Annotated in this window: 18 protein-coding genes and 1 pseudogene; 17 read left to right on the top strand and 2 right to left on the bottom strand. The window is 47.0% G+C overall.

Features of this window, described 5'->3' with window-relative positions; translation table 11 throughout:
• The 4 genes from QV747_RS10310 to QV747_RS10295 form a co-directional block, all read left to right on the top strand.
• A partial coding sequence (locus QV747_RS10310) for a hypothetical protein (RefSeq protein WP_288791501.1) occupies nucleotides 1-411 on the top strand: 411 nt, incomplete at its 5' end.
• Complete coding sequence (locus QV747_RS10305; protein WP_273429732.1) at nucleotides 408-2,054, top strand: hypothetical protein; 1,647 nt, start codon at nucleotides 408-410, stop codon at nucleotides 2,052-2,054. The genes QV747_RS10310 and QV747_RS10305, both read left to right, overlap by 4 nt.
• Nucleotides 2,044-4,353, top strand: coding sequence for a hypothetical protein (locus QV747_RS10300; RefSeq protein WP_273429733.1), 2,310 nt, complete (start codon nucleotides 2,044-2,046; stop codon nucleotides 4,351-4,353). The genes QV747_RS10305 and QV747_RS10300 overlap by 11 nt, the downstream gene beginning before the upstream one ends.
• Nucleotides 4,354-4,758 (top strand): hypothetical protein, encoded by a 405-nt coding sequence (locus QV747_RS10295; protein WP_273429734.1) that lies wholly within the window; start codon nucleotides 4,354-4,356, stop codon nucleotides 4,756-4,758.
• Nucleotides 4,759-5,311: 553 nt separating this feature from the next.
• On the opposite strand, the gene QV747_RS10290 is transcribed toward QV747_RS10295, so the two are convergent.
• Nucleotides 5,312-5,671 carry a hypothetical protein gene (locus QV747_RS10290; RefSeq protein WP_273429735.1) on the bottom strand — a complete coding sequence of 120 codons (360 nt, stop codon included), beginning with the start codon at nucleotides 5,669-5,671 and terminating at the stop codon, nucleotides 5,312-5,314.
• A gap of 89 nt (nucleotides 5,672-5,760) precedes the next feature.
• Here QV747_RS10290 and QV747_RS10285 point away from each other — a divergent pair, with 89 nt between their 5' ends.
• Nucleotides 5,761-8,292 (top strand): hypothetical protein, encoded by a 2,532-nt coding sequence (locus tag QV747_RS10285; protein ID WP_273429736.1) that lies wholly within the window; start codon nucleotides 5,761-5,763, stop codon nucleotides 8,290-8,292.
• Nucleotides 8,293-8,512: 220 nt separating this feature from the next.
• Nucleotides 8,513-9,271: a metallophosphoesterase gene (locus QV747_RS10280; RefSeq protein ID WP_273429737.1), complete on the top strand. Its 759-nt coding sequence runs from the start codon at nucleotides 8,513-8,515 to the stop codon at nucleotides 9,269-9,271.
• Between the two features lie 93 nt (nucleotides 9,272-9,364).
• Here the strand turns inward: QV747_RS10280 and QV747_RS10275 are convergent, their stop codons facing one another.
• Entirely contained in the window at nucleotides 9,365-9,676 is a 312-nt protein-coding gene (locus tag QV747_RS10275; protein ID WP_273429738.1) for a helix-turn-helix domain-containing protein, read from the bottom strand.
• 90 nt (nucleotides 9,677-9,766) lie between these two features.
• Here QV747_RS10275 and QV747_RS10270 point away from each other — a divergent pair, with 90 nt between their 5' ends.
• The 11 genes and pseudogenes from QV747_RS10270 to QV747_RS10220 all read left to right on the top strand — a co-directional run bounded on the left by QV747_RS10270 (nucleotide 9,767) and on the right by QV747_RS10220 (nucleotide 23,697).
• On the top strand, nucleotides 9,767-10,045 hold the full coding sequence (locus tag QV747_RS10270) for a hypothetical protein (RefSeq protein ID WP_179355276.1): 279 nt from the start codon (nucleotides 9,767-9,769) through the stop codon (nucleotides 10,043-10,045).
• A 178-nt stretch (nucleotides 10,046-10,223) separates the two neighbouring features.
• On the top strand, nucleotides 10,224-10,856 hold the full coding sequence (locus tag QV747_RS10265; RefSeq protein WP_273429739.1) for a hypothetical protein: 633 nt from the start codon (nucleotides 10,224-10,226) through the stop codon (nucleotides 10,854-10,856).
• Nucleotides 10,857-10,858: 2 nt separating this feature from the next.
• Nucleotides 10,859-12,382 carry a type I restriction-modification system subunit M gene (locus QV747_RS10260; RefSeq protein WP_273429740.1) on the top strand — a complete coding sequence of 508 codons (1,524 nt, stop codon included), beginning with the start codon at nucleotides 10,859-10,861 and terminating at the stop codon, nucleotides 12,380-12,382.
• Nucleotides 12,372-13,583, top strand: a complete 1,212-nt coding sequence (locus tag QV747_RS10255; protein ID WP_273429741.1) for a restriction endonuclease subunit S — start codon at nucleotides 12,372-12,374, stop codon at nucleotides 13,581-13,583. The genes QV747_RS10260 and QV747_RS10255 overlap by 11 nt, the downstream gene beginning before the upstream one ends.
• Nucleotides 13,584-13,596: 13 nt before the next feature.
• Nucleotides 13,597-15,525: an ATP-dependent endonuclease gene (locus QV747_RS10250; protein ID WP_273429742.1), complete on the top strand. Its 1,929-nt coding sequence runs from the start codon at nucleotides 13,597-13,599 to the stop codon at nucleotides 15,523-15,525.
• Entirely contained in the window at nucleotides 15,522-18,809 is a 3,288-nt protein-coding gene (locus QV747_RS10245) for a type I restriction endonuclease subunit R (RefSeq protein WP_273429743.1), read from the top strand. The genes QV747_RS10250 and QV747_RS10245 overlap by 4 nt, the downstream gene beginning before the upstream one ends.
• A 1-nt stretch (nucleotide 18,810) precedes the next feature.
• Nucleotides 18,811-19,572: a M48 family metallopeptidase gene (locus tag QV747_RS10240; protein ID WP_273429744.1), complete on the top strand. Its 762-nt coding sequence runs from the start codon at nucleotides 18,811-18,813 to the stop codon at nucleotides 19,570-19,572.
• A gap of 894 nt (nucleotides 19,573-20,466) precedes the next feature.
• Complete coding sequence (ttcA, locus tag QV747_RS10235) at nucleotides 20,467-21,384, top strand: tRNA 2-thiocytidine(32) synthetase TtcA (protein ID WP_273429745.1); 918 nt, start codon at nucleotides 20,467-20,469, stop codon at nucleotides 21,382-21,384.
• Nucleotides 21,385-21,488: 104 nt separating this feature from the next.
• Nucleotides 21,489-22,286, top strand: a pseudogene (ttcA, locus tag QV747_RS10230) (tRNA 2-thiocytidine(32) synthetase TtcA); the annotation flags it as partial.
• Nucleotides 22,286-23,074, top strand: a complete 789-nt coding sequence (locus tag QV747_RS10225) for a fused MFS/spermidine synthase (protein WP_273429746.1) — start codon at nucleotides 22,286-22,288, stop codon at nucleotides 23,072-23,074. The pseudogene ttcA (QV747_RS10230) and the gene QV747_RS10225, both read left to right, overlap by 1 nt.
• Before the next feature lie 110 nt (nucleotides 23,075-23,184).
• On the top strand, nucleotides 23,185-23,697 hold the full coding sequence (locus QV747_RS10220) for an RNA pyrophosphohydrolase (RefSeq protein ID WP_028450054.1): 513 nt from the start codon (nucleotides 23,185-23,187) through the stop codon (nucleotides 23,695-23,697).
• Nucleotides 23,698-23,735 lie beyond the last annotated feature (38 nt).

The raw sequence follows: 23,735 nt of genomic DNA, 5'->3' as shown, positions 1-23,735 counted from the left end.
GTTACAGTCTCCCCGGTATTGATGAGGCAGATTAAAATTTACATTGAGCAAATCAGGTCGAGAGTTCCTATGCGACAAGCGCATGATTTTATTTTTGTTAGTGAAAAAAACTCGCGCGGGACTATTGGGTGTCCAATTTCTCTAAAGTCAATCAATGCAATTTTTCAAAAGCTATCCGATGTTCTTCAATTTAGTATTCATCCGCACTTACTGAGGCATAAATGGAACGAGGTGTTTGATAAGGAGGGGGAGGCTCAGGGAGTGGATCCTAAACTATTGGAAGATATCCGAAAATATGCAATGGGTTGGAGTGAATTGTCGATAATGAATGAAACATACAATGATAAACGCTTGGCGTTGAAGGCAAAGGAGATTTCACTAGCTCATCAAAAAAGGATGGATGGCCTATGACCGCTTTGGGTGCAAATTTGGTTGGGAATGAGGATGGGCTGATTATTGCAAAGTCAGGTTTGATGATTAATGTATTGGATGATGAATGGCAGATTCTTCCAAATAAAGGGAAAGGGCATGTTATTTCAGTTGGCTGGATCCACAGATCAAAGATGCCTGACGATGAGAAAAAAATAATTCTTGAGGTATTAGTTCATTATGTGCGAATGAAAAATGCCAGCACAGCTACTGGGATAGTTCATAATACAAGACCTTTGTTGTCTAACGGCATTCCACCACTAGTTAGCCTTAAAGCGGCTTGGAGTGGTCTAAAGACAAATAATAAAAAGGGGTTGAATCAGTTCTTTGGAACGCTTTCGAGGATGGGGTACAAGAACTTTGAAGAATATCACCAATTTACAAGTAAGCATTTGGATAGAAATATAAGAAGGGCATTAGATCCAATGAAGGGGGCGTTGAGTGATGTTGAGTTTGATTCGTTGGCTAAGCAAATTAATATAAATCTACAAAAGTTTGATTGGTCTGTTTTGCGCGGGATGCCTTTTTATTTGAAGACCAATAATGGTTTTGGTGAGTTGAGAAATTGCGTAAGCAATAAGTTGATTTTGTCGATTGTTAGGAGGCCTATTCAAATCGCTATGTTGAAGTGGTCGGATTTGATTCCTGTTGGTGCTGTATTTGATGATCCGAATATTCAAGAAGATGATCACATAATGAGTACGGGTGTTGAGTCACTTCAGCTTAGAGTTTTTTATGCCAAGTCAACTGGATTGAGCCACCCACGCTCATTTCCAGAACGATATCCGCTCTCGCTGACAGAAAGTCTATCGGGAGTGCTAATGAAATATAAAAGTTTATATTTTGATGGTGTGATGCAGTGCTTGAATTTGAATGGAATAATTATTGATCGAGCGGTGCTGTTGCGGGCTATGATGAATATGCCTATTTTTATTTCGATTGATTTTTTTTCTGCTAAGTTTGAGTCGTTGGGTGTATTCACTGAATTGTTTACTAATTCATCAACTGCTTTTCATGTGGGTGAGAACATAGTAACTGCAGCTTTGAGAAATGTGGTGGTGGTTTCTGATCGAAGGCCTAATTGTACTCCGAGCAATAACCGAATACGACATGCCGTTTTAACCCGTGGTGCTCAAGCTGGATTGCCTGTCACACAATTGGCAAAAATTACTGGAGTTACCGTACCAGCAGTTCGGCATTATATTGATATTGACTATGAGTCAAGAAAGCTGATTGATAAAAATTATATTGGAAATGCTTTTCTGAAGCAAGCATTTCGCGGAGTGATAACTCTAGATCTCGAGGGTGAAGATATTGTTTTTGATAATCAATTTAATGAAGTTGGTGGCGTTAAATGCAAAACGTCATGTGCGAGATGTTCGGCTGAATTAGGTCGGCCACTTGGATGCTATGGGTGCCCTAATTTTAGACCGATTTTGGAAGCGAATCATCGGGCCGTGTTGCAATGTGCTCTAGATAAATTGAGTGTCAACAAAGGTTCAATTTTGAGTGGTTTTTATAATAGAAGTATCGAGAAGTTACAAAGTCAGGTTGAGTGGATTAGGTTAACTGTTTCGATTTGTGATGAAATGCTGATGGCGAAGAGGGGGTTGAATGTTAAATAAGTTTCTTGATCGCCTTTATTTGTTGATTGCAGAATACCGCGAACAGTCGCTTGGTCAATTTACAGGTCCAGATGGTTGCTCGGCAAGCTTTGATGACTTAATTTGGTTTTATCGTGATCCAAACTCTGGGCGGAAAACTCGATTTCTTTGTGGTCGTCATGGTGTGAAGGGTAAAGGTCGTTCAGGGAGGCAATCTAAATATGTTCTTAATTATCCATATAATTATTTGGTTAAAGTTTGGATTATAGAGGTGGTGAATTATCCGATTTCATTTGCTGAGAAAGCGGCTCGGGTTTCAGCCGCGAGAAAGCTGCTCTCTTTTATGGAAGGTCATCTTTATGCTCAGACTGAATCGACAATTTGTGGTAAACGTATAGGTGTTTCTGATTCCAGTCATTTGCGGCCATTTCTCTCATTTTGTATTGGCAAAGGGCTGATGCCACGAGTTGATATCAGAAGTTCAGAAGCAAGAGACAGAACAGGTCATGCTGAATTTGAAAAGAGGGTGGAGAGGCTGCCAAAAATAGAGTCTATTATCGCACTGGGCAGTATTTTTTCAAAAGTATTTACGAGTGTAGATCAAAATGGGGTCCTAAGTGAAGGTGAAAAAATAAATGTTGTTGATGCTTGGGTTGTTACCTATGCATTAGCGGGTTTGGCGACACCAAGTCGACTATCTGTAGAATTTACTGCACTACCAAAGCAGCAGCTTAAGTCCTATTCTGAAGTTAATGATGCTAAAGTCTATTTTCTGGATTGGAAGGGTAGCAAAGGTTATCAGGATAATAAAACCCATGTGCTTGGGGCTCTAGCTTCAGAACTTGAAAAAGCGATAAATTTCTTTTTGATTAAATGTGAGCCTGCAAGAATATTGTGTCGATTTTATGAAAATCCACAGCTAAGCTTGAATGAATTGCTAGGTGGTTTTGAGGTTGATGATGTTCGGAGAAAGTTAAATATAGATTTTGACCGGCCTACAAATCTATTTGTATTGGGGTATCTGCTTGGATTTTATGAGGTTGAAGATAGTGTTCCAGTTCTTAAAGATGGTGTAGATCTTTGTGGTGTTGGTTCACGGAAAATGTACAAATATTTTGATAAAAAATTTATTTATCTCTTAAGGCTTAGTGATCGTTTGAGTACTTCACTAGCACGAACTACATCCTTTTCTAGTTTTCCATTTTTATTCGGATATGAGAATATTTCAAAGAAAATTACTGATGAGTTCTCTGGTGCCTCGACTGCAACTATTAAAGAAATTCAAGACTGGTGGATTGCATTTTATAAAAGGACAGTGCTACCTGAGTTTCCACTTTCTTATACAACTGGTGAGCCTAACATTAGGCTGGCTGATGCATTATTTTGCCTACAAGGTGATTGGGTTTATGGCCGTCACCATGGCGCAGGCTCAGGAGGAAAGGTGCTTCAAGCATCGCCGTACGCATTGGTTCCTTTATCTAGCTTAGGCACGCTGGCTGCAGGCAAGCTTAAAGGTTCAAAGCTTATTCGATCGGTATTTGAAGAACATGGTTTTTCAAAGGAACTGACCCTTCAACCACACTCCTTGCGTCATTTTGGAAATACGCTTGCCGATCAAAGTGGTATTCCGCATGAAATAATTACAGCATGGTCAGGTCGGCGGAACCCGAATCAAACAACAACGTATATCCATACTAGCCATCAAGAGCGGGCAGATCGGGTGAGCGCCATCTTTAATCTACCCGAAAATGACAGAAGAGAGATTCGAGTCATCGCACAAGAAGATTTGATTAAACTAGCCAACCTTCCTGCGACCATCACCTCGACTGGTGTTTGTACTCAAGATCTAAATTCGATGCCCTGTGATTATTTAAACGACTTTGTTTCACAGTGTTTCCTATGTCCAGAGGCTTGTCATATTGCTGGAGATGATAAGGCGATTTCTTTCTTAGATAAAGATTATCAGTACCAAAATTCGAGGCTTGCGATGGTCTCTGCTGACCACCGCTTGCCGATCTCTCTAGCAATGCAGCGCTGGTATGTTGTTCATTCCCGTAATACTTATATTCTGTCTGAGTTGCTTCATTTGATGAAGACAAGTCCAAAGGGGAGTGTGATCCGCTTTTCCAAAAATAAATCGGAGTTTTATTTGTCTGATTTGCAAAATAAATTAATTACAAATAAATTGTGCGTATTTCCAGATTTTGATAGGGAATTAAAATCTCTGGTTGAGAGTCGTGATAAAGATGAGGTAGTCAGCTCTAATTCAAAATTACAGTCTCTATTGTCATCCTTTGGACTATCTGGAGAGGGGGCTTGAGTGGCCACTCCAAAAATTTCGGCGTTGCAGCAAAGAAAAATTGAGGTCCTTTTATCTAGATGGACTGGAAAGCTGACATGGGAAGCTTTGGTAGAGCGTATCAAACTGGAGTTAGATGTTGATACTACTCGGCAGACTCTTTGCACCTACCTCGGAATTAATGCGCGCTTTCAAGAGAAGAAGGCCCAGCTTCGTGGAGTCACGCCTGCTTTATACACAACGGTCAAGGCTTCGGACCTCAATTTGCTGGCTCAAGTGGAGCGTTTAAAGGCGGAAATTGCAGTTTTGGAACGCAATAATGCCGAGCAGCTTCGTCTGATTGAAAGAATATTTGCAAATGCAAAAGCTATTCCAAACTTAGATCTTCGAGCGTTGGTCAAAACTCGGCCAGAAGAAATGAGCTAATGAACATGAGCTGCTGATTGTCGTGCGCGGATTTCTTAATCATAGGTCTCGCGAGCCAACCTTGGCCATTACCTGGCTCGTCATGGCATCCGTTGTCTGCGGGACCTCGAGCCACCGGCAGGCTCAGACCAGGGGACGTCGGCCGTTAAATGCTTATGAACCCGGGTTTGTGAATGTGGATGTGAAGTCCCTGCAGCAAATTCCAGATGAAAGAGTGCGATGCTATCCCTTTGTTATCATTGACTTTTGTCGCCGATGATTTTTTGAACTATCTGTCGGCGTTCAGCTGACCCAACCAAAACACGTCTTTTTCAATATGCTTCAATCGCTCGCTGCGTAAAACCGTGAGTCTAGTAAATCTCGGCAGATAGTTAAAAGAATCGTCGGCGCGAATATTCATAGGACAGTGCTACTAAAGTTGTGGGTAACTCAATGTGATTTACGCTTAAGTTATGGCCGCGTGGACCCTGCGCGCAGAGTTGCAGCCTTGAGGAGCGCCTTAATGGCTCCCCTCTCGGCTGCAGAAATTAGCAGTTACCTTGATCAGCAAGACTTAATCATCAACAGTTTCCCCCCTTGAGATTTTGTCCTCTCTTATCTCAGCAATGTCATATTCTGACAACTCTCGTTCAGAAAAGGGGATGATAATATTGGCTTGATCAAGAACCGATTCAATGTCTAGTTGAAACTCTGGGTTCTCGATATCGCTTAACTGAGCGGCCAAGAATTTATCTGACAAATTGCGTTTTAGACCCAAGTGATCGTCATGATAGACAAACACCTTGTCGGTGCAACCAAGTTCAATTAGCGCATCAACGACTTGTTCTACTGTATCAAAATGGATGTCAGGAGCGAAGGGACCGCCATCCCCCAATGCTTGTGCGACATCTTCTATATTATCAAATGCCTTCATAAGTTATCCCTCGTGGATTGAATTTTACAGATAGCCACCAGATAATCTCAAATGACGTAATCACGCACTACCGGAAATCACGGAAACCAATGTCCACCTCTCCTCCCCTTAGCTACGCACGTTTGCCGACCTACTCAGCTGTCATAGACTGCTTGGCATCTGGCCTTGGGGTTGCTCGGAACAAAGAGGATTCGCTCTCCGACCTCGGTTCCTTCAGTCGGCGGATTGATATGTATAGTGGCATGCCTCAACATTCTGGTCTTCAAGACCAGCTCTTGGATCTGATGGCGGGCTCTAGCAAAGAGCTCCGGAGTCTTATCCGAAAGCGTTTACTTGATGCCGAAAAAGTGCTAACTGATGAAAGGTCTATCCCACTGCTAAGCGAGGCAACGGAATCTGAGGGCTTGCGATGCTTTATCGAAAGCTGTGCAGTTCCATGGTTTGCTCAAATACTTGATGATGCCTACAAATACCCCATGTCGACGCTGGGTAGAGCTAGGCAGCTGCTTAAAGAACATACTAAATTGCCCACGGGGAATACTGGGTCTTATCTGGAGACTTGGAAGACAGCAATAAAAAAAGAGATCCCTAAGGGTGTCAATGCCAGTGAGTTTCGTTTGATGCTTGCCAGGCTGGACCAACGTTCACAACGTAAGCATTCATCCATCGAGCAGGATCTCGTCAATCTACGCACTGAAATGCAGAGTGTCCTCTCCTCTTCACAGGAACTCGATGCTGCTGTTGATGCTATACGTGGGTTATACCTCGCTGGCATGGCTACGATGCGGTTGAGTGCTATGGCTGCTGAGATTATTCCAGAACAAAATATACTCTCGCTTCTTGCCAATAATCTGTCTGCAGATACGGACGAGCAAAAGGAGGGATATGTCCCTCATAAAAAAAAGCAAAACAGCTTATCCAAGTACAGGCACTACCTTACACCGAATTCGACCCTCTTAAAGGAGTACAACAATCTTTATTCTATGCTAGAGAATGTGGATGTAGCTAATTTCGACAAGTTGCGTGCGCATTTGAGCGAAGTTGACCCCCTTGGTTTATTGCAGTTCGTAGTCAACTATATGGAAGGGCTCTGGCACCTTCGGCATGGGCAAAATGAAATCGCCAAACAATACTTGCAGAAGGTTGTCGAAGAGGCTAATCATCGACAACTTGGCGAAATAGCTGCCTTCGCGGCAAGCCTCCTGATCGCGCAGCGACTCAGAGAATCTGCTCCTTTGAAGTTTGAGATGCTAAATCCCCTGATGCGTGTTCGCATTGACAACATTCCGCAGGTGACCGAGTTAATTCTAGTGGGTTTACCTACCCCCTTCTCTGATTGGTCGCCCCGCCCCGAGCCAAGCTTCTATGACTCTCACGTAATGGAGTGTGTGCGATTCTTCAACGATAGAATTGACGTAGTTGCTGCGGGCGCAATCTGCAATCCTCTGCAATACTTTGATAAAAGTTTGAGGGAGATGCTCAGCAAGTCACTTGAGTTTGGAGCTAGTCTGGCTAGGGCAAAACGGCAGCGCTCGGCCATTATCGGTACATCGATCAAGCCATATCAGGTACTCCGGAACCACTCGTACTACCGCTATGCGCTCTTCGGATCGAATTTAGCAAACCTGCCTGCTATGGATGACTATGCGAATTTAAAGCCTCGCGAACAGCGTTTTCTACTACGCTTTGTAGATCCTGAGCAGTACCAATTTGACCTACAGGCCCATAATCTATGCCCGCCACATGATAGTGGCGATTTAGGCTATGATGATTTCTATGCTGAGTTCCTTGGCCTCCCATCTAGCTTATCTCCGTCACAAGATAGTGTTCAGTTTGGCTACGACAAATTCTATGCCAAGTATCTTGGCAAAGAATGCCTCCGTGGTCTCATTGAGTTATCCAGAACCGAAGTAATCCCCCCCTCCAAATTTTCTATCCATGATCCTCGGCATTTATGTCTTGCTGCATTCCATGGATATATCATCTACCCGATCGACGAACACGAAATAGAGGCCTTTTTAGCGAACGATTCAATCTCCAAACGGATGGATGATTTCCGGGTGGCGGCAGCTAAATTCAACGCGGAACAGGAATTGTTAGCTCGGTACCGTAGCAGTTCTTCCACAATTGACATTGATGATGATGAGCCGTTCACGTTGGAGCAGTTCGAGCGCCGTGGCTTGGGAGATTCGGACATATCTAAAGCCGCACTCCAATATGAACGGGATCGCAAGTATTCCAAATTGGCTCGATTAGAACGCCTTAATCATTTTGCGCAAGAGTTTGGTTTCGCCAACATTGAGGAACTCAAGATCTTTCTCGATCGCTTGAACGATGAAGCGCAGGCGATTGGTTATGAGTCATACGCTACAATTTGCAACGCCACACGTTTTATGGATTACCTCGGCCGGAAGAACGTCGAGAAGGCAAACATGACCCCCGCGCTGGATGCGCTTCACCGTAATCGGGCGGTTCTCCAACAGCGGTCGGCCTTCATCATTGACCGTTTCTTAGCATGCCGCACCCTTGGCGTTCATGAGCCCTACTTCATAGACGTTAATGGCAAAGATGTGATGATCGAACTATTCGAAGGTCGCTTCGCAGGAACGGGTGAACGATGATGAGTTCTGCTATGGTTTTGCTGCTTGGTTTTTTTGTTCCGCCCGCGCTCTTGGCGGGTATGGGAGCGCTTGCCTTGTATTTCGTTAAGCGACACGAACTTCGGAAAGGCACATTGCCATCAGAATTTGACATCGACTTTCAGCGGCGAGTTGAACGACGTCGCTAAGTCGCCCAACTGAGGGGTGTCATTTGATCTGACCAAAATAACACTCATACTCAATGAAACTCTGGATTTTGAGCGATCTTCATATTGATATTTACCCATACGAAGCAGAAGTTGCTGATGCGGACTTGGTCATTCTTGCTGGCGATCTGGCCGAAGGCACCAGAGGGCTGAAGTGGCTGAAAGAAAATTTCAAATACATCCCAGTTCTGTACGTCCCTGGGAACCATGAATACTATGGGTCAAACTTAGCGACTATAGATTCAGAACTACAACAGCAGGCCAGACCACCGATTTATGTCTTACAACGCCAAAGTGTTGTAATCGGAGACGTCCGCTTTTTGGGGTGCACCCTCTGGACTGACTTTAGCTTGTTTGGTTTAGCTAAATGTGGAGCTGCAAAGCTGCTTGCACAACGAGCCATGGCAGATTTTCGCTATATTTCAAAGTCTACAGAATATGGAGTGCAGCTCTTCACTCCCAGTGATAGTGTGAAGGTGCACGAGTTAGATTATGCTTGGTTGCAGCAAGCACTAGCCGAACCGTTTGAAGGTAAAACAGTAGTAATCACGCATCATGCTCCTGCAGTAGGGAGCTTACACCCTCGATACCAGCACGACTTACTGTCTTCTGCATTTATCTCTGATCTCAGTGATTTAATGGGCTTATCCGTTCTGTGGGTTCATGGCCATACCCATCACAGCTTTGATTACATACTGAATGCGACTAGGATCGTATGCAATCCACGAGGGTATGCCTCTCACGAGGGAAGAGAAAACCCTCATTTCAACGATGCATTGGTGATCGAAATTTGAATCTAGCACTTAGTTCGCAACTACGATCCAAACCTCGAATGCAGTGAGACCAATCATGCCCCTTAAGGGCAATCCGAGTTGACTACTTGCCTTTCAGGCTTGCAGTTCGAGCAACTTAGCGAGCAAGCTCTGCTTGCCATCATCACTGAGCTTACTAATGGCCTTCAGCAAACTAGCTTCTAGTTCGGTCTCACAAAAGAAATACGCCACCGGCACTTCCAGCTCTTCAGCCATGCGTTTCATCGTGTCGTAATCTGGCGCATGCTTGCCTTTTTCGTACTGGTTCATTCGTGCGCTCGCACTGTTTTCATCCATACCCATCCTCACTCCCAGTTGCACTTGGGTTAAGCCTTTATTGAGTCTCGCTTCTTTGAGGCGAACTGGGAACGGCGATTGGATAGGCATTGCGAACGTCCGAGTTAGATGCAATACCTAAGATTTTCTTAGTTCCTTCACATAAGATATACTAAGGAATTCTTAGTTTTCAATGCCGTCATGAAAAATTTTTACCAAAACCACTTTAAAATCGAGACCTTGCAATACTTGCGCCGTGTTGGCAGTCTGACCAAAGCTGCGCGCCGCTTTGACGTTCACCCATCGACATTGGCCACGTGGCAGCGTATCGGGCTCGAAGAGTTTATGAAACGTGAACTGCAAAATACCAAAACGCTCGAACCACGAAAGTCCACACACGAGCTAGAACAGCGCATCCAGCGACTTGAGCAAGAGAATGCAGTGCTACGCCAAGCGGCTCGTTTGTTTTTTATGTGCTGACATCATGTGAATGTTAAATTTCATCCGCGTGTTATTTGGAAGCTTCACAATCCGCAAAATTTGAAAGCCACGCTCAAATGCGTGGCTTTTTTATGCAGTAACGGAAAAGAAACGATATTTGTTGACAAGGTTTGTTGGGAAGAATACTGTGCAGTATCGCTAAAGAAACGGCACAAGCATGCAACTGAAACACCTCGCCAACATCTCTGCTGGGCACCCCTTTCGGGGGAAGATTCCTGAGTCGCCAGGCTCTGGGATTGTAGCTGTGCAGATGAAAGATGCCTCGGCACTCGGCGGTGTGGCTTGGGCTGACTGTATTGAAACCGAGCCCACAGGCCGCCGTGATGATTGCCTGCAAGTTGGCGATATTCTGGTTGCCGCCCGTGGTAGCCGTAATTATGCGGTGTTGATTGATGACTCTCTCACCGCAACCGGTAAGCAGGCCATCGCTGCACCGCAGTTCTTCATTGTCCGCGCCACTGCCCCACAATTATTACCCGAATACCTGTGCTGGTTTCTCAATCAGCCGCCAAGTCAGCGCTATTTCGAGCTCAATGCTGAGGGTACCCTCACCAAAGCCATTAAACGCAATGCTTTGGAAGAGATACCCATTGCCATACCTGATCTAGCCCGCCAGCAGGCCATTATTGGCCTCGCCAATACCTTGCAGCAAGAGCTGCGCCTCATCGAACAACTGCGCCGAAATGGCGAGCACATGCTGGCCGCCATCGCGAATGAGCTAGCCGCCGACCTGCTCACCACGGCAACGCCCGCAATACAAACCATTAAAAATACGCCATCCAAGGAATAACCATGACCGACCAAATCAATCAGGACGACATCAACAAAGCGCTCTGGGCGGCCTGCGATACATTTCGCGGCACCATCAGCGCCGATACCTACAAAGACTTCGTGCTCACCATGCTGTTTCTGAAATACATTAGCGATGTATGGCAAGACCACTATGACGGGTATCAGGCCGAATACGGCGATGAGCCCGAGCTAATCGAAGAAATGCTGAAAAACGAGCGCTTCGTGCTGCCCCGCGAGGCCAGCTTCTACAAGCTGCACGAACGTCGCCACGAGCCGGGCAATGGCGAGCGCATTGATCAGGCGCTGCACGCGATTGAAGAAGCCAACGGCACCAAGCTCAAAGACGCGGGCAAAAGCGTGTTTCAGGACATCAGTTTCAACACCGACAAGCTGGGCGAAGAAAAGCAGAAAAACACCATCCTGCGCCACCTGCTGGAAGACTTTGCCAAGCCCGAACTCAACCTCAAGCCCAGCCGCGTCGGCACGCTCGACATCATCGGCAACGGCTATGAATTTTTGATCAAAAACTTCGCCGCCAGCGGTGGCCAGAAAGCCGGTGAATTCTATACCCCGCCCGAAGTTTCCGAGCTGATTGCCGAGCTGCTGGACCCGCAGCCGGGCGACAGCATTTGCGACCCAGCCTGCGGCTCGGCCTCGCTGTTGATGAAATGTGGCCGCAAAGTGGTCAGCAATCACGGCAGTAAAAACTATGCGCTGTACGGGCAGGAAGCCATCGGCTCGACCTGGTCGCTGGCCAAGATGAATATGTTTCTGCATGGCGAAGACAACCACAAAATCGAATGGGGCGACACCATCCGCAACCCCAAGCTGCTCGATAAAAACGGCGAGCTGATGCTGTTCGACATCGTCACCGCCAACCCGCCGTTTAGCCTGGAAAAATGGGGGCATGACGAAGCTGAAAACGACAAATACAGCCGCTTCCGCCGTGGCATTCCGCCCAAAACCAAGGGCGACTACGCCTTTATCCTGCACATGATCGAAACACTGAAACCCGGCAGCGGCCGCATGGGCGTGGTGGTGCCGCATGGCGTGCTGTTCCGTGGCAGCAGCGAAGGGGCAATTCGGCAAAAGCTAATTGAAGAAAACCTGCTCGACGCCGTCATCGGCCTACCGGAAAAACTCTTCTACGGCACCGGCATCCCAGCGGCGATCCTGATTTTCAGCAAGGAAAAATCCGACACCAACGTGCTGTTCATCGACGCCAGCCGCGAATGCAAAGCCGGTAAAAACCAAAACCAGCTGACAGACGACAACATCGCCAAGATCGTCAGCACCTACCGCGAAGGCGTGAACGTCGATAAATACGCCTATGTGGCGAGCTTTGACGAGATCAAAGACAACGACTTCAACCTGAACATCCCGCGCTACGTCGATACCTTTGAAGAAGAGGAAGAAATTGATCTGCTGGCAGTACGCGCCGAGCGCGAGCAGCTGAAAGTGAAGTTGAATGCGCTGGAAACCGAGATGGCGAAATATCTGCAGGAGCTGGGTTATGTTGCCTGAAACTTGGAAACTCAGTACGCTCGATGAAATTGCGAAAATTAGCTCTGGTGGTACACCTAGCAGGCAGACCCCTGAATATTGGGGCGGCGATGTACCTTGGGTCACAACGGCGGAGGTTCAATTTGGAACAATATTGGATACCGCAGAGAAAATTACCGTCGAGGGATTGAACAACTCATCCGCTAAATTATTTCCGGTCGATACCATTTTGATGGCGATGTATGGACAAGGAAAAACTCGCGGTCAAGTAGCAAAACTCGGCATCGAAGCATCCACAAATCAGGCGTGCGCTGCTATTTTGCTGAATGAAGGCCATCATGTTGAATACTATTTTCAGTTCTTAATGAGCCGATATGAGCACATTCGCGAAATGTCGAACAGTGGCGGTCAAGAAAATCTAAGTGGTGGGATTGTTAAATCAATTCAGGTTCCTGTTCCTCCTTTGCCTGAACAAAAGAAAATCGCCCAAATCCTCTCGACTTGGGATCAGGCCATCGCCACCACCGAGCGCCTACTCGACCTCGCCCGCCAGCAGAAAAAAGCCCTGATGCAACAGCTGCTCACCGGCAAAAAACGCTTTCCGGGGTTTGAGGGGGAGCGGAAAAAGTACACCCTCGGCGAGCTGGGGAATACGTTCAACGGTTTAACTGGCAAAACTAAAGACGATTTTGGTTTTGGGAAAAAATACATTCCATACATCAACATCTTTAAAAACAGCCGAATCGACGTGAGCGCGCTAGAACTTGTTGATGTGAAAGAAGGTGAGTCACAGTCGCTGTCTCAATATGGCGATATTTTCTTCACTACATCATCCGAAACGCCAGATGAAGTTGGCATGTCTTCGGTTCTGCTTGATCAGGTCGATGAGTTATACCTCAACTCATTTTGCTTTGGATATCGGCTATTTGGTTTTGATTCACTGTTGCCCGAATTCGCCCGTTATCTTCTTCGGAGTGAACATGTTCGCGGTGAAATTGCAGTTCTCGGTCAAGGGGCTACCCGCTACAACCTCTCGAAAAAGCAACTAATGAAACTGGAGCTTACGCTCCCGCCTGTTGATGAGCAGAAAAAAATAGCCTCGGTTCTTTCCGGTGCAGACCAAGAAATCGAAACCCTGCAATCCCAGCTCGACGGACTGAAACAGGAGAAAAAAGCCCTGATGCAGGAGCTGTTAACGGGTAAACGTAGAGTTTTGATCTAAGGGTGTGCTAACAATGAAATTAAGAATAAGTGAAATCACTTTGAGAAATTTTAAAGCATTTAAAAAAATCTCAATACATCCCAATCATGATTTCAATATAATTATTGGAGAAAATAGTACTGGAAAGTCTACTATTTTTGAAGCAATTCAACTCTGGGAAAAATGTTATAGAAATTATATTCTCTCTTCTCGAAAAGGATTTTATAAGTTAAGCCAATCAACGAGCAGGTATGTTAATTATCAAGATCTTGATTTTCTAAGAATCGCAAATGATGAAGATCTTTTTCATGACCCGAAAGATCCGGAGTTAGGTAAATGTGCCGAGCTAACCATAGCGCTGACTAATGATGCTGATGCACCTCAGACTTGGAGCCTAGGTTTTACAGTAACGTGCCCGACATCGATTGAAAATGCTTTTTATCGTGTTCAACCCATTGATTATGACCAATTTGTAGAGTTTGCTGCTTCATTTTGTCAGCCTGGCAAATTTCTTGACGAGGCTATATTCATATATCAAACGCGCCCAATTTCTGGGGTTTCTCAGTTTGAGCCATATTATAATGAAGCTCAAATTAAGAAGAAAATTAAAACGGGGCATTCTCATGAGGTGCTTCGAAATAAGATTATTTCAAAAAGGAACTCATTAGTCGACCTTGAGAGAAGATTATCTGAAATAATTGAAAAATCTGTAAAGTTTTCCATTCCGCCAGCTACTCGGCGCGAGAAAGATGAATTCATACAACTTGAAGTACGCATTGGTTCCGATGCTAAAGTATATGATTTACATCTACAAGGAAGTGGTTTCTTACAAATCGTGGAAATATTAGCCACCATTGAATATATTGACGCACCACTAAAAGTACTGTTGGTCGATGAACCGGACTCCCACATTCATTCCAAACTACAGAAAAATCTACTATCTCACCTGCGAAGAATTGATCACAATCAATTCTTTATTATCAGTCACAACGATCAATTCGTGACAAATGCAGGAAATGGTGAGATATTTTTCTTAAATGATGACGCTAAAACATCTGGTGAACTGAAACCTGTGGACTCTAGGAATTTTGATGTCATTAAAAAGGCATTAGGTGGAGTTATATTATCACTTGAGCGGTTGAATCAATCGGATAAGATTGTATTTATTGAAGGTGAGGATGATGCTGACTACCTTAACAATATCTTCGATAAAATAAAATGCATTGCCCACGTTAGCGGTTGTTTGTCAAAAGTTACATTTTTTCCTCTTAGAGGCAAAGATAATATTTTACAAAAAATCGAATACAACAAAAGGACATTATCAGCTTTACTGAGAGGGAAAAGACTGTATGCCATATTCGACAGAGACTTTTCTAATAACATTGTAGATGAGACCCTTAAACGGAATATCACTGGAAAAGGTTGCACTCCATACAGTCATGTTGGCTATTGCATAGAGTCTGTTGTATTTTCAGATACTGTGATTTTAAAAAAATATGTATGTACTTTGGTGCCGCACATTCCTCAGGCTACAATTAACTTGCGTATTGATGAATTGCTTGGCAATTTAGGGCGCGCAATTACAGATGTTAACGACCCTAAAAATATTGCTGTTCAGAGAAGATTTGATGGACAAAAAAATAACCGACCAGAGTTTGATGGGCTTAATTTTGCTGATGTTATGCGATCTTGGAACGATAATGGGGTATTCAGACCTGAGAGAGTAATGTCTAAACCAATAATTTGTGAGTTTATTCTTGATCTTGAAAACAAAATTGGCGTTTCATTGTTTTTGCGTACTTCAAATAATGAAGAAGAAATTAGTTCAAAGTTTTTTTTGAACTACATCAAATCAGTTCAAATGGCCGAAGATTTAATCCCTTCACTTGTTCAACTATTAGAAATGCTGGATGTGCGCATCATTCCGGGTGTTGAACAACCGCTTCAAGTGGAAAGGCAATGACTCAGCACACCCCAAAATTCCAGGAAGAATACAGCGCAAAAATTCCTGCGCTAACGCTACTGACCAATCTTGGCTGGACTTTCCTGCCACCCGAGCTGGCCTTGGCCAAACGCGGTGGCAAGCAGGATGAGGTGGTGTTGCGCGATGAGCTGCGCCAGGTTTTGCAAACTCGGCGTTTTCGCTTTGAGGGGCGTGAGCAGGCTTTGTCGGACAAGGCAGTGGACAAGCTAATCGCCGAAGTGTGTAGCCCGGCGCTGAATGAAGGCCTCGCGCTGGCCAATGAAAAACTCTACAACCATATGCTGTACGGCATTTCGGTGACCGAGTTTGTGGATGGCAAGAAAGCCAACCCGACCATTGCACTGATCGACTGGGAAACGCCAGAGAACAATAGCTTCCTGTTTACCGAGGAATACAGCGTAACGCGCACGGGCGGCATTGATAGCCGTCGCCCCGATATCGTGTGCTTTGTGAATGGCATTCCGCTGGTGGTGATCGAGGCCAAGCGCCCCGATGGTAATGCCAAAAAAGGCCCGACCATTTCAGAAGGAATATCTCAATCACTGCGGAACCAGCGCCACGATGAAATCCCGCGCCTGTTTGCCTATGCGCAGCTGATTTTATCTATCAATGGCACCGATGGCCGCTATGGTACTTGCGGCACGCCGGAGAAGTTTTTCGCTGCCTGGCGCGAAGAGGATATCTCTGATGCTGAGATGTATGCGATCAAGAATAAGACGCTGAGCCAGCTACAGGCAGATACCCTATTTAATCATCGTCCAGCCAAGGATTTGGCTTGGTTTCAATCGCTGCTCGCCGGTGGTGAGCTGGCGGTGACTGGGCAGGATAAATTGCTGATTAGCTTGCTCAAGCCTGCCCGCCTGATGGAAATGGTGCGGTATTTCACGCTGTACGATAAAAAGGTCGGCAAAATCGTCGCCCGCTATCAGCAGGTGTTTGGTATCAAGCGGCTAATCGCCCGCATCAATACCCGTCGCGCCGATGGAGGCCGCGAAGGCGGTGTGATCTGGCATACCACCGGCTCGGGCAAATCGTTCACGATGGTGTTTCTGAGCAAGGCGCTGATCCTGCATGATTCGCTCAAGCAATGCCGTATTGTGGTAGTGACCGACCGCGTTGACTTGGAAAGCCAGCTCTCCAAAACCTTTGCTTCTGGTGGCGAATTAGCGGGCAAGAAAGACAAAGAAGCCGCACTGGCCACCTCGGGCAAGCGGCTGGCCGAACAGATTAGCACCGGCACTGAGCGAATTATTTTCTCGCTGATTCACAAGTTCAATACTGCGACCAAGCTGCCAGAATGCGTGAACACCAGCCCCGACATCATCGTGCTTATCGATGAGGGCCACCGCAGCCAGGGTGGCGAGAGCAATATCCGCATGAAGCAGGCCATGCCCAATGCTGCCTTCGTGGCCTTTACTGGCACGCCGTTGCTGAAGGATGACAAAACCACCAGCAAATTCGGCCCGATTGTGCATGCCTACACCATGCAACGAGCCGTGGAGGACGAAGCCGTTACCCCGCTGCTGTACGAAGAGCGCATCCCCGATCTGGATATTAACGACCGAGCGATTGATGCAGGCTTCACCCGCATTACCACCAGCCTGACCGACGAGCAGAAAGCCGACCTGAAACGCAAATACGCCAAGCGCGGCGAGCTCTATCGCGCCGAAGATCGCATTCAGCTGATTGCCCGCGATATTGCCGAGCATTTTGATAAAAACATCACCGCAGGCCTGAAAGGCCAGCTGGCTTGCGATAGCAAAGCATCGGCCATCAAATACAAGAAATACCTCGATGAGGTTGGGCTATTTGAATCCGCCGTGGTCATCAGTGCACCGGATACCCGCGAGGGTAATTCGGAAGTGGATGAAGCGTCGATCCCCGAAGTAACACAATGGTGGAAAGACAATGTCGGCTCGCAAGACGAACAGGCCTACACCAAACAGGTGATCGAGCGTTTCGATAAAGATGAATCGCTGAAATTGCTGATTGTGGTGGATAAGCTGCTTACCGGCTTTGATGAACCGAAAAACACCGTGCTGTATATCGATAAGCCACTCAAAGAGCACAACCTGATTCAGGCCATTGCCCGCGTAAACCGGCTGCATCCTCTGAAAAAGTTCGGCTTGCTGATCGACTATCGCGGCATTCTGGCCGAGCTAGATACCACCATTGCCAAGTATCAGGACCTGGCCTCCCGCACTCAAGGCGGCTACGACATCAACGATATCGCTGGCCTCTACAACCCGATGAGTACCGAATACAAACGCCTGCCGCGCTTGTATAAGCAATTGTGGGCAATATTTGATGGCGTTAAAAACAAGAACGACATCGAACAACTGCGCCAGGTATTGATCCCGAAAACCGAAGAGCGCAACGGCGAACTGGTTGATATCAACCAGAAAGTGCGTGATGACTTTTACGAGGCGTTGAGCGAGTTTTCTGGCTGCCTGAAAGTTGCTCTGCAATCGGCTACTTTCTTTGAAGACACCAGTTTTAGCGATGCCGACCGTCAGCATTACAAAGAAACGGTGAAGCAGTTCTCCAGCTTGCGCCAACTGGTGAAGCAGGATTCAGGCGAAACCATCAACTACGACGACTATGCCGCGCAGGTGAAAAAACTGCTCGATAAGCATGTTGTCGGCGTTGAAGTGCGTGAGCCGGGTGGCACTTATGAAGTTGGTAAAATGGGCAGCAAACCCAAACTGGAAGACTGGTCGGAAGAGAAAACCCGCAACGAAACCGACATCATCAAAACCCGTGTGGCCAAGATGATTGAGCAGGAATTGCGTGATGACCCGTATGCGCAGGAGGCCTTCTCCAAGCTGCTGCGCGATGCGATTGCCGAGGCTGAAAAGCTATTCGATCACCCGCTCAAACAATACCTGCTGTTCCACGAATTTGAAGAGAAAGTGCAAAGTCGCCAGCTGGATGAATTGCCAGATGCTTTCAAAGGCAATCGCCATGCGCAAGCCTATTTCGGCATCTTTAAAAAGTCGCTGCCCGAGGTATTTGCCATCAGCGATCCACAGGTACTCGATAAATGGGTGGTACTGGCTTTTGATATCGACCAGCTGGTTGAGCAAGTCGTGGGCGAGCATTCGATCAATCCGCAAAACATCGAAGCCAACATCCGCAAGCAATTGCTGCCGCTCTTATTCAAAGAGTGCAAAGCCATTGGTGCAGGTATGGATCAGGCCAAGGCAATGGTGGAATGGGTGGTGCAGATTACCCGCGTTGGTTTGAATGCCGCTGGGGTGTAAGTTGAACGTCGCAATCAAACCAAAGCAAAAGCCGAGCAAAACTACGCTGTCGTTCAACTATTCCGACGAGCAGATTAGTTTTGAGCGGCTACCGCGCACAGAAGGCAATGGCAAAATCCTGATCAAAGTATTGCCAGATTGCCGTGTGCAAATCAGCGCACCTGAAACGGCCAGTGATGAGCAAGTGATTGCTGCTGCCAAACAACGTGCGCGCTGGATTTATCAGCAACTACGCGAGTTCCGATCCCGCCTAGAACACGTACGCCCACGGCAATACATCAGCGGCGAAAGCCACTACTACCTTGGCAAACAGTACGTCCTGAAAGTGATCGAAAACCCGACAGAAAAGCCATCAGTAAAACTATTGCGCGGAAAGATCGAAGTGACGGTACGGGAAAAGTCAGCAGAGAAAATCATCGCACTGCTTGCAGACTGGTACAAAGCGAGAGCGAAAGAAGTCTTTGCCCGTCGATTAGAGGCAATGCTAGAGCAAGCCCTATGGGTCAGCGAAAAGCCACCACTGCGCGTTCTGGTGATGCAAACTCAATGGGGAAGCTGCTCACCAGCAGGAAGATTGACGCTTAACCCTCACTTAGTTAAGGCACCAAGAGACTGTATTGATTACGTAATTCTGCACGAGCTATGTCACCTCGCTGAACACAACCACAGTGAACGCTTTTACCGACTAATGGGGCAGGTGATGCCGAATTGGGAAAAGATAAAAAGCCGATTGGATAGTTCGGCGAACATTTTGATATTTTAACTTCTTGCTAACTGCTGCTGTAATATCGTTTGCATGACAATAAAGGGTTGTTCGAAACTTGGAGCCCCCGTAAAGCAGGGGGATCTATTTACTGCTTTGGGTCGGTCTCGCCGCTCAATCCAATGCATAAATGCGAAGGCATGGGGCGCTGCATCAAATAAGAACGTATGGATAAATTCATAAGTGTCCCCAGTCTGTTCAAAACGCAATATCAAACACCTGTGAGAACCGCCGGATCATGCCCGGTGCGTCGTTGTCTGTAGAACCGAAAATACGTAAGAAGAACTCACGTAAATTGCCGACCTCGCCCAGTGGCTCGGTCCCTGCGGGCTGCCCGTTAAGTCGTACTTCAGCAATCACAGCTGGGGTACTGCTACCTATTCGCGTCCCCACCACCCAGCAGCCGTAGATCGCCGCAGCGCGCTCTGCCTCTCCTAAATACAGGACGGTTTTTTAGCTCCATCTGAATAGGGCGCAGCGCTCAGAAAACAACGAATCTTACGTTGCATACAATCCAGACATGATGAAATGCCTGAGAGCCAAAAAATACCGAATGTACTTGGGTTGGCATTGAGGCGAAATGAAAGATGATGTCAGGTTGAAGTGCCAGGCAGAGGATTTTTTTGCTTTGCTTTCTTGATGTTTTGGCGTCGGGTTTATGTCATGAGGCCCCTGCGCCTTTAGATTTCTCAACATAAGTGGCGTTTTTTTAAGAACAGTCTGCTTTTTGGTCAAGTACTGCGGATTCAGAAGACTTGTCGTTGATAAAACAGCTCCACGAATCGTTTCGAAGTGCAAAGGGTTTAACGGCCTAACTGCTGATGTGTGCGCAGTGTTAAAATGAGAAGAAATTACCCTATCCGCCATAGGCGATGTACTAAGAGAGAAGTTGCAATGAGTAAAGCCGCCGAGGCTCGTAAGAAGCTAATTCGAAGACATGTAGGGAAAGCGATAGCAGACTACGCAATGATCGAAGATGGCGACAAAGTGATGGCCTGCATTTCAGGGGGCAAAGATTCTTTTGTCATGCTAGATACGCTATTGCATTTACAGCGCGTAGCACCCGTCAAATTTGAAGTGGTCGCTGTCAACTTAGACCAGAAACAACCAGGTTTCCCTGAGCACGTATTACCTGAGTACTTTACCGAGAAAGGGATCGACTATTTCATTCTCGATAAAGATACATATTCAGTCGTGAAGGAAAAAGTGCCAGAAGGTAAAACTACCTGTGCTTTATGCTCACGACTTCGTCGAGGCACGCTTTATGGGTTTGCCGAAGAAATTGGAGCCACCAAGATCGCACTTGGGCATCATATGGATGACATTGTCGAGACCTTGTTCTTGAATATGTTCCACCAGGCCAAGCTAAAAGCTATGCCGCCCAAACTGCTGGCTGATGACAAACGTAATATTGTTATCCGTCCTTTGGCCTATTGTCGCGAGAAAGATATCGCTAAAGTGGCAGATGATCTGAACGTACCAATTATTCCTTGTAATCTTTGTGGGTCTCAAGAAAATCTACAAAGGAAAAAAATTAAGTCGATGATCGCTGAATGGGATACTACAAACCCAGGCTATATCGAGAACATATTTCATAGTCTTCAAAATGTCAGCCCATCTCAGCTTGCTGACACCAAGCTTTTTGATTTTGAAAAGCTGGCACTCGATCGTTCCGCCGAGAAGCAACAGCATGAGTACGGTGGTGTTGAAGTTTCTTCGTCATCATGTAGCAGCTCGCTTCCATTTGAGGGGCAACAGTCAAAAATTGTAAAGATTCATCATGTCAAGTTTGAGTCTCAGGAGGTCAAATGACCCTTAATTTGGCATATCAACCGCTTTCTTTTACATTTTTGACTGTTTTTGTTAAGGCTTTTTCCGATGTAAGGCTCTATTTAGCTGGTTTTCTTGCATCTGCCAAAAGGGTTTATTGCCTATACGGGAAGGACAGCTACACCATGCTGGATATTTTGCTCGGCCTGCAAAAATCGGCACCGATCAATTTTTCGATTGTGGCGGTGAATCTAGATCAGAAACAGCCCGGCTTTCCCGAGCATGTACTGCCTGAATATCTCAGCCAGCTGGGCGTGGAATACAAAATCGTTGAGGAAGACACCTATTCGATTGTGAAGCGGGTGATCGAGCCGGGCAAAACCACCTGTAGCCTGTGTTCACGCCTGCGCCGCGGCATTTTGTACCGCGTGGCCGACGAGCTGGGTGCGACCAAAATTGCCTTGGGTCACCACCGCGACGACATCTTGGCGACGCTGTTCCTGAATATGTTTTACGGTGGCAAGCTCAAAGGCATGCCACCAAAATTGGTGTCGGACGATGGCAAGCATATGGTGATCCGCCCGCTGGCCTATTGCAAAGAAAAAGACATCGAAAAATACGCCATCGCCAAAGAATTCCCGATTATTCCGTGCAACCTGTGCGGTAGTCAGCCGAATCTGCAGCGCCAAGTGGTGGGCGATATGTTGCGCGATTGGGATAAACGTTTTCCGGGCCGGCTGGAAAATATGTTCGCGGCCACCTGCAATGTGGTGCCTTCGCATCTGAACGACCCGAAAATCTACGATTTTGTGCACGCCAAAGCCGATGGCGTGGCGCGGGCTGATGGTGACAAAGCCTTTGATAAAGAAGAATTTGCCGATCCCGCACGGATTTCAATTCTGGCCAGCAAACCTGCGGCCAGCGCATGCGGGAGTGACGACTGATGCTGTTTCGCTCCAAACGGTTTTCCAAGGCCAATGATGATGACATCGTGATTGATGTGTCTGAAGAAGGCGGCGTGCGCAAACTGCATTTCGGTCAGGATGACACCCAGAGCGCCATGAAAATCAGCGCGCCCAATGAGTTGCTGCTGGCGTATTCGCGCTGCGTGTTTGCCAGCCTGCTGTTTGTGGAACCGCCCAAAGACATGTTGCTGATTGGCCTAGGTGGTGGTTCGATTGCCAAGTGGGTGCATGAATACCTGCCCAGCACGCACCTGACCTGCGTCGAGCTGCATCAGCAGGTGATCAATGTAGCGCGTAGCATGTTTTATCTGCCGCCCGATGATGAGCGCCTGAGTGTATTGGCCGCCGATGGCGCGGCTCATGTTTATGGCATGGCCGATGATTCGGTCGATTGCATTGTGATGGACGCGTATTCGTCCACTGGCATCGCCGCGCCGCTGGCGAATGCCGATTTTTTCCAGGCTTGCCGCGATAAGCTCACCGACAACGGCGTGCTGGCCGTGAATCTGTGGAGTATCGACCGCAAATTCGAGCAATATTGTGCCCAGATTGGCGAGCTTTTTGATGGCCGCCTGCTGTGCTTGCCCGCGCGGCAAAAGGGCAATGTGATTGCGTTTGCCTTTAAGCGTGGTCAAAACAGCCCACAGTGGGAGCGTTTGGCCGAACGGGCGAAAAAGCTGGAAAGTCAGTATGGGCTCGAATTTGGTGAGTTCGTCAGTGATCTGGCGCGGATGAATCCGCATAATGATCGCCGGCTGTTCATCTAGGCCGCCGCTTGCCCGCATGGCTAATAGCGCAAACGCAGGAAATGGTTTGCAAGATGGCCGGGATGTGAAAAAATTAAGGTAATCAACGAAATTCTGAAATAGGTAGTTTTATGCTCGACCGTGATGGCTATCGGCCAAACGTCGGCATCATCATCCTCAATCGCCAGAACCAAGTGTTTTGGGGAAAACGGGTGCGCGAGCACTCCTGGCAATTTCCGCAGGGCGGCATCAAGCAGGGGGAAACTCCTGAACAAGCCATGTATCGTGAACTGGCCGAAGAAGTTGGCCTGTTGCCCGAGCATGTCGAGATCGTCGGCCGCACGCGGGATTGGGTGAAATATGATGTGCCGACCAACTGGGTGCGCCGTGAGTGGCGTGGTACCTACAAAGGTCAAAAGCAAATCTGGTTTCTGCTGCGCTTGGTGGGCAGAGATTCGGATGTCTGCCTGCGCAAGACCGCACACCCCGAGTTTGATGCTTGGCGCTGGAATGAATACTGGTCACCGCTGGAGGCCGTGATTGATTTCAAGCGGGGGGTGTATGAAGCTGCGTTGGGGGAGCTGGCGCATTACATTGGCCAGACTCTGACGCCGCCCAATCTGGGTAGTCATATCAGCAATTAAACACAATAACGGGTGGCCACGGTCGCCCGTTTTTTCTG

Origin of the sequence: uncultured Chitinibacter sp., assembly GCF_945957625.1 — a bacterium.
Lineage (GTDB): Bacteria > Pseudomonadota > Gammaproteobacteria > Burkholderiales > Chitinibacteraceae > Chitinibacter > Chitinibacter tainanensis.
The sequence above is the reverse complement of the archived record's forward strand: the minus strand, read 5'-3'. Positions and strand labels throughout refer to the sequence as shown.

Bases quoted from the DNA above. Each gene is read 5' to 3' on its own strand.
- QV747_RS10250 (WP_273429742.1), top strand. From the start codon at position 13,597: ATGAAATTAAGAATAAGTGAAATCACTTTGAGAAATTTTAAAGCATTT.
- QV747_RS10270 (WP_179355276.1), top strand. From the start codon at position 9,767: ATGAAAAATTTTTACCAAAACCACTTTAAAATCGAGACCTTGCAATAC.
- QV747_RS10220 (WP_028450054.1), top strand. From the start codon at position 23,185: ATGCTCGACCGTGATGGCTATCGGCCAAACGTCGGCATCATCATCCTC.
- QV747_RS10300 (WP_273429733.1), top strand. From the start codon at position 2,044: ATGTTAAATAAGTTTCTTGATCGCCTTTATTTGTTGATTGCAGAATAC.
- QV747_RS10290 (WP_273429735.1), bottom strand. From the start codon at position 5,671: ATGAAGGCATTTGATAATATAGAAGATGTCGCACAAGCATTGGGGGAT.
- QV747_RS10280 (WP_273429737.1), top strand. From the start codon at position 8,513: ATGAAACTCTGGATTTTGAGCGATCTTCATATTGATATTTACCCATAC.
- QV747_RS10275 (WP_273429738.1), bottom strand. From the start codon at position 9,676: ATGCCTATCCAATCGCCGTTCCCAGTTCGCCTCAAAGAAGCGAGACTC.
- QV747_RS10260 (WP_273429740.1), top strand. From the start codon at position 10,859: ATGACCGACCAAATCAATCAGGACGACATCAACAAAGCGCTCTGGGCG.
- QV747_RS10225 (WP_273429746.1), top strand. From the start codon at position 22,286: ATGCTGTTTCGCTCCAAACGGTTTTCCAAGGCCAATGATGATGACATC.
- QV747_RS10255 (WP_273429741.1), top strand. From the start codon at position 12,372: ATGTTGCCTGAAACTTGGAAACTCAGTACGCTCGATGAAATTGCGAAA.
- QV747_RS10245 (WP_273429743.1), top strand. From the start codon at position 15,522: ATGACTCAGCACACCCCAAAATTCCAGGAAGAATACAGCGCAAAAATT.
- ttcA (WP_273429745.1), top strand. From the start codon at position 20,467: ATGAGTAAAGCCGCCGAGGCTCGTAAGAAGCTAATTCGAAGACATGTA.
- QV747_RS10265 (WP_273429739.1), top strand. From the start codon at position 10,224: ATGCAACTGAAACACCTCGCCAACATCTCTGCTGGGCACCCCTTTCGG.
- QV747_RS10305 (WP_273429732.1), top strand. From the start codon at position 408: ATGACCGCTTTGGGTGCAAATTTGGTTGGGAATGAGGATGGGCTGATT.
- QV747_RS10285 (WP_273429736.1), top strand. From the start codon at position 5,761: ATGTCCACCTCTCCTCCCCTTAGCTACGCACGTTTGCCGACCTACTCA.